Genomic DNA, 6299 nt, shown 5'->3' on the forward strand with positions numbered 1-6299 from the left:
GAAACAGAAAGGCAGCCCCTGACGGCCCGAAATCAGCCTATTTTTCCCGTATAAGGCGAAAAAATGCCGGGTTGGCGGCAAGTTGGGGCCGGGGGCGCATGGCCCCGGACCGTTTTTGCAGTGCAGAAAAAGTGTTGATTCGCAAAGGGAAAGCCAAGCGCCGGCACCGTGCGCCACCCCCGCACAAACGAAACGGCCCCACCGAAAAGGCGGGGCCGTTCACGCGTTCGATCAGCCGGAAGGCTTAGTCGTTGTCGCCCTTCAGAGCGGCGCCGAGGATATCGCCCAGCGATGCGCCCGAGTCCGAGCTGCCATACTGTTCGACGGCCTCTTTTTCTTCGGCGATCTCGCGGGCCTTGATCGACAGGCCCAGACGGCGGCTCTTGGAGTCGACGTTGGTGACGCGGACGTCAATCTTGTCGCCGACCGAGAAACGCTCGGGGCGCTGTTCGGCACGGTCGCGGCTGAGGTCCGAGCGACGGATGAAGGACTTGAGCCCGTCATAGGTCACTTCGATACCGCCATCCTCGATCGAGGTCACTTCGACGGTGATGATCGAGCCACGCTTGACGCCACCGATGGCATCGGCGAACGGATCGCCGTCCAGCGCCTTGATCGACAGCGAGATGCGCTCTTTCTCGACATCCACTTCGGACACGACGGCCTTGACCATGTCGCCCTTGCGGTAGTTCTGGATCGCGTCTTCGCCACGTTCATCCCAGCTGAGGTCCGAAAGGTGAACCATGCCGTCGATGTCGCCCGGCAGGCCGATGAACAGACCGAATTCGGTGATGTTCTTGACCTCGCCCTCGACTTCGGTGCCGACGGGGTGGGTTTCTGCGAACACTTCCCACGGGTTACGCTGCGTCTGCTTGAGGCCAAGCGACACGCGGCGTTTCGCCGGGTCGATTTCCAGCACCATGACTTCGACTTCCTGGGAGGTCGAGACGATCTTGCCGGGGTGCACGTTCTTCTTGGTCCAGGACATTTCCGAAACGTGAACCAGACCCTCGACGCCGGGCTCCAGCTCGACGAAGGCACCGTAGTCGGTGATGTTGGTGACGCGGCCCGTATGGACCGATCCCAGCGGGTACTTGGCGCCGACCAGATCCCACGGATCTTCCTGAAGCTGCTTCATGCCCAGGCTGATACGGTGGGTGTCCTTGTTGATCTTGATGACCTGAACCTTGACGGTTTCGCCGATCGACAGGATTTCCGACGGGTGGTTGACACGGCGCCATGCCATGTCGGTGACGTGCAGCAGGCCGTCGACACCGCCCAGGTCCACGAAGGCCCCGTATTCGGTGATGTTCTTGACGACGCCGTCCACGGTGTCGCCTTCGGTCAGCTTGGCGATGACCTCGGCGCGCTGTTCGGCACGCGATTCTTCCAGGATGGCGCGGCGCGACACGACGATGTTGCCACGGCGGCGGTCCATCTTGAGAATCTGGAACGGCTGCTTGAGACCCATCAGCGGACCGGCATCGCGCACGGGGCGCACATCGACCTGGCTGCCCGGCAGGAAGGCCACGGCGCCGCCGAGATCGACGGTAAAGCCGCCCTTGACCCGGCCAAAGATCGCGCCTTCGACGCGCTGGTCGTCGGCATAGGCTTTTTCCAGACGGTCCCATGCCTCTTCGCGGCGGGCCATCTCGCGGCTGAGCACGGCTTCGCCGCGGGCGTTTTCTGCGGCGCGCAGATACACCTCGACCTCGTCGCCGGCGGCGATTTCGGGGGCTTCACCGGGGTTTGCGAATTCTTTCAGATCGACGCGGCCTTCCATTTTGTAGCCGACATCGATGATGGCCTGGCCCGCTTCGACGGCGATGACCTTGCCTTTGACGACAGTGCCCTCGTTGGGCGTGTCCATTTCGAGGCTTTCATTAAGGAGGGCCTCGAATTCCTCCATGGATGCGTTCTGAGCCATGTGGCGTGTTTGTCCTTTACAAGTGCATTTTTCCGGCCGTGCGGTTGTCTCCGCCGGTCTTGGGGTTTCGTTGGTCAGGCGGAACGCAAAACAAAGAGGGCCGGTGATCCCGACCCTGCCCGATCTCTTTATGCGCGACGTTTACCGCCTTGTCGACGGGCCTGCATTTAGCCGCTTGCGCCTTGTATTGCAAGCCCTTCCTGTCATCCGGCCGGGAGCGGCAAGGACGTGTCGCTCAATTTTCCAGCCGCGCGGCGACCGCCTCGACCGCGGCGGCGACCGCCTGTTCGATGCTCATATCCGACGTATCCAGCGTAATCGCATCCCCGGCGGGCTTGAGGGGCGCTGCGGCGCGGGCGCTGTCGCGGGCGTCGCGGACGCGCAGATCGTCCAGCACCTCGTCAAGGGTGGTGTCGAACCCGTTCTCCTGCAATTCGCGGAACCGGCGTCCGGCGCGCACCTCGTCGCTGGCGGTGACGAACAGCTTCACCTCGGCCTCGGGACAAATCACCGTCCCGATATCGCGCCCGTCCAGAACCGCGCCGCCCGCGCGCCGGGCAAAGGCGCGCTGGAAATCCACCAGCGCCTCGCGCACCTGAGGGATGGCGGCCACGCGGCTGGCGGCCTGCGCCACGTCGGGCGTGCGCAGATCGTCCGCCTCGAGATCGCTGGCGCGAAGCGCGCGCGCCGCCTCGACCGGGTCGGTCCCGTCCAGCGTGCGCCGCCCCGTCGCCCGATAGAGCAATCCTGTATCGAGATGCGCAAAGCCGAAATGCGCGGCCACGGCCCTGGACACCGTTCCCTTGCCCGCCGCCGCCGGCCCGTCGATCGCGATGGTGAATGCCATGAGACGCCCCCTGGAGTTTCGGACCGTCAGGATTAGAGGATCGCGCCCGCCGCCTCAAGAGCGCACCGCGTTCTTCATCTTTCCCGAAAATACTCCGGGGGAGTCGCCCAACGGGCGGCGGGGGCAGCGCCCCCGAAATCGTCACCTGGGAAATCTCTGGAGCGGGTAACGGGAATCGAACCCGTAACTTAAGCTTGGGAAGCTCGCGTGATACCTTTTCACCATACCCGCCCGACAGGAGCCGTAGGTAGGGAATCCCTGATCCGTGGTCAAGAGCCTACGCGCGAGCGGACAGCAATTTACGCCCTGCCCCGGAACGACCCGCCCCGCGCCGCTTATCCACGCCGCCGCCTGCGCCGGCGACCGCCCTCTTCGCCCCCCGAATCGCCCCCGGTGTTGAAGCTGGGACTGGGCAGGGGCACGATCCTGGCCAGTTCGGGGAACGGGTCGGTCTTGTGCGGGATGGCGTTGGCGGCCACGAAGTGATCCTGAAACTTCGGCTCGATGGCGGTTTCCACCTTGGTGATCTGGCGCACGACCTTTTCGATTTCCCGCCGCGCGGCCACGTTGCACAGCGCGATCCGCGCGCCGGTGCCTGCGGCGTTGCCCGCGCTGGTCACCTTTTCAAGCGGCACGTCGGGGATCATGCCCAGAACCATGGCGTGTTTCGGGCTGATATGCGCCCCGAACGCCCCGGCCAGCACTACGCGGTCCACCTTGTCCACGCCGCGTTGGTCCATCAACAGGCGCGCCCCGGCATAAAGCGCCGATTTGGCCAGCTGGATCGCGCGAATGTCGCCCTGGGTCACGGTGATGCGCGGCCCGCCATCGGCGGTGGCATCGTGGATCAGGTAGGAATGGGTGCGCCCCTCGGGGACGGAACGGGCGGTGCCCGTCGCCTCGGCCGAACCGATCAGCCCGCTTTCGTCCATCAGCCCGGCGATACGCAGTTCGGCCACGGCCTCGATAATCCCCGACCCGCAGATGCCGGTGATTCCGGTGGCGGCGGTTTCCTCCCAGAACCCGTCTTCGTCCGACCACTTGTCGCAGCCGATCACGCGAAAGCGCGGTTCCTTGGTGTCGGGGTCGATGCGGATCGCCTCGATCGCGCCGGGGGCGGCGCGCTGTCCGCTGGAAATCTGCGCGCCCTCGAAGGCCGGACCGGTGGGCGAGGAACAGGCCAGTACGCGGCTGGTGTCGCCCAGCAGGATTTCGGCATTGGTGCCGACATCGACGACCAGCACGAGGTCCTCGGATTTGCCGGGCTCTTCGCTGAGGGCCACGGCGGCGGCATCGGCCCCCACATGCCCCGCGATACAGGGCAATACATAAGTATGGGCGCGCGGGTTGATCGCCGTCAGGTCCAGTTCGCGCGCCGGCATCGAGATGGACTCGGACGTGGCCAGCGCAAAGGGGGCCTGCCCCAGTTCCACCGGGTCGATCCCCAGCAGAAGGTGATGCATCACCGGGTTGCACACGAACACCGTTTCCACGATCAGCGCCGGGTCGATTTTCGCCTCTTTGGCGATTTCCTCGGCCAGCGTGTTCAGCGCCTCGCGCACCGCGCGGGTCATTTCCTTGTCGCCACCGGGGTTCATCATCGAATAGCTGACCCGGCTCATCAGATCCTCGCCAAAGCGGATCTGGGGGTTCATAATGCCCGAGCTGGCCTTGACCTCGCCGGTATCCAGGTCGGTCAGGTGGGCCGCGATGGTGGTGGAACCGAGGTCGATCGCCAGCCCGTACAAGCCGCTTTCGTGCAGGCCGGGCCAGATCTCGATCAGCCGGGCAACATCGTCGGTGTGGGATTTGTGCAGCGCCACGGTGACCTGGAACTTGCCCTTGCGCAGCACGGGCTGGAGTTTGGACAGCAGCGACAGGTCGGCGCGGATGCCGGGGATGTCCCATTCGCGTTTAAGCGCACGCGCCAGCCGTTCCAGATCGCCGGTGGGCTCGTGCATGTCGGGCTCGTCCACCTCGACGAAACAGAGCCGCGTCGCCGGGTCCATGTCGATCACGCGGGCCGAGGCGGCCTTGCGCACGACCTGCCGGTGGACCTGGCTTTCGGGGGGCACGTCGATCACCACGTCGCCCATGATCTGCGCCTGACAGCCAAGGCGGCGGCCCGGCTTCAGCCCGCGTTTCTGGTCATAGCGTTCCTCGACCTTGTTCCATTCCGACAGGGCATCGTCGGCCACCGTCACGCCATGCTTGGAAAACTCGCCATAGCTGGGCGTGATCTGGCATTTCGAGCAGATCCCCCGCCCGCCGCAGACCGAATCGAGGTCCACCCCCAACTGCCGGGCGGCGGTCAGAACCGGGGTGCCCTTTGGAAACCGGCCACGTTTGCCGGACGGGGTAAAGACGACAAGGGGATCTTGCGACATGGGGAATCCTCATGCTCTGGCGTTCATCTCGGCAGAACATAAGGCACTGCTGACGGGGATACAGCCTGCAACCGTCAGAAAATGATACGCGGGCGGCATATGGCGGCGCAACGCCTGCGCCGATGCCCCGGATCAGGGTTTCAATAGCCGCCGATAGAGCGTGTCGAGATACTGCCCGGCCCCTTCATGCACCGGGCGGTCCTCCATCAGCACGCGGACCTGGGCATCGAAATCGGCATAGTGCTGGGTGGTGGCCCAGATGGAAAACAGCAGGTGCCGGGGATCGACCGGGGCCAGACGCCCCTCGGCGATCCAGCCCGAAATCAGGATGGAGGTTTCGTCCACCAGCGATTTCAGCCCGCTTTCCAGATGCGGCGCGATACGCGGTGCGCCTTGCAGGATTTCATTGGCGAACAGGCGGCTTTCACGGGGGAATTCGCGGCTCATCTCCAGTTTGCGGTGAACGTAGCGCAGGATTTCCTCCAGCGGATCGCCATTGGGGTCGATCTCGCGCAGGGGGGCGAGCCAGGCGTCCATCAACTGGTTGAGCAGGGTGACGTGGATGTCTTCCTTGCCGTCGAAGTAATACAGGATATTGGGCTTGGACAGGCCCGACGCCGCCGCGATCTGATCCAGCGTCGCCCCCCGGTAGCCGTGCTGCGAAAAGATTTCGAGCGCGGCATCGAGAATGCGCGTTCGGTTGCGCAACTGGATGCGCGTGGGTTTCTTGGCGGGTGTCACGGTACTCATACAAAATCTCCGGAAACGAACGGGCCTCAAGAATGCTGCATTTTCGCGCCGGAAGAAAGACCATCCCTTCGGGCAGATCGCATTGCCCGCCCGGCACGATGCTGCGATCTTGTGCATCCGCCGCCAGCGGCGCAAGGGGTTTCCAGAAATTTCTTGACCGATTGGTCAACGTGTGGTGCGATCCATTTGCGTTTGACTTGCCGCACTGATGCGCATCCCATGACGACGCACGATCACAGGCCCGACAAGAGGCCAATTCAGCAAAGCGAAAACAGGGAGAGACTGAGATGTCTTCAGCGGGTGAGAATCTTCGAGTGAACGGAGACAGGCTGTGGGAGAGCCTGATGGAGATGGCGCAGATCGGGCCGGGTGTGGCGGGGGGCAACAA

Annotated in this window: 4 protein-coding genes and 1 tRNA gene; all 5 read right to left on the reverse strand. The window is 64.1% G+C overall.

Annotated features, from left to right (window positions below; translation table 11 throughout):
* Nucleotides 1-244 precede the first annotated feature (244 nt).
* The 5 genes from rpsA to BUB53_RS15170 all read right to left on the reverse strand — a co-directional run bounded on the left by rpsA (nucleotide 245) and on the right by BUB53_RS15170 (nucleotide 5911).
* The gene (gene rpsA / locus BUB53_RS15150) at nucleotides 245-2059 is read right to left on the reverse strand and encodes a 30S ribosomal protein S1 (RefSeq protein ID WP_308424327.1); all 1815 of its coding nucleotides are present in this window, start codon (nucleotides 2057-2059) and stop codon (nucleotides 245-247) included.
* 103 nt (nucleotides 2060-2162) lie between these two features.
* Complete coding sequence (cmk, locus tag BUB53_RS15155) at nucleotides 2163-2774, reverse strand: (d)CMP kinase (RefSeq protein WP_073035613.1); 612 nt, start codon at nucleotides 2772-2774, stop codon at nucleotides 2163-2165.
* Between the two features lie 157 nt (nucleotides 2775-2931).
* Nucleotides 2932-3005: transfer RNA gene (locus tag BUB53_RS15160), tRNA-Gly, on the reverse strand.
* A gap of 104 nt (nucleotides 3006-3109) precedes the next feature.
* The gene (locus BUB53_RS15165; protein ID WP_073035614.1) at nucleotides 3110-5161 is read right to left on the reverse strand and encodes an ASKHA domain-containing protein; all 2052 of its coding nucleotides are present in this window, start codon (nucleotides 5159-5161) and stop codon (nucleotides 3110-3112) included.
* A gap of 132 nt (nucleotides 5162-5293) precedes the next feature.
* Nucleotides 5294-5911: a TetR family transcriptional regulator C-terminal domain-containing protein gene (locus BUB53_RS15170; RefSeq protein ID WP_073035615.1), complete on the reverse strand. Its 618-nt coding sequence runs from the start codon at nucleotides 5909-5911 to the stop codon at nucleotides 5294-5296.
* Nucleotides 5912-6299 lie beyond the last annotated feature (388 nt).

It is taken from the genome of Roseovarius pacificus (genome assembly GCF_900142665.1).
Lineage (GTDB): Bacteria > Pseudomonadota > Alphaproteobacteria > Rhodobacterales > Rhodobacteraceae > Roseovarius > Roseovarius pacificus.

Excerpts from the sequence above, each read along its gene's own strand:
- cmk (WP_073035613.1), bottom strand. The coding sequence starts at position 2,774 with ATGGCATTCACCATCGCGATCGACGGGCCGGCGGCGGCGGGCAAGGGA.
- BUB53_RS15165 (WP_073035614.1), bottom strand. The coding sequence starts at position 5,161 with ATGTCGCAAGATCCCCTTGTCGTCTTTACCCCGTCCGGCAAACGTGGC.
- BUB53_RS15170 (WP_073035615.1), bottom strand. The coding sequence starts at position 5,911 with ATGAGTACCGTGACACCCGCCAAGAAACCCACGCGCATCCAGTTGCGC.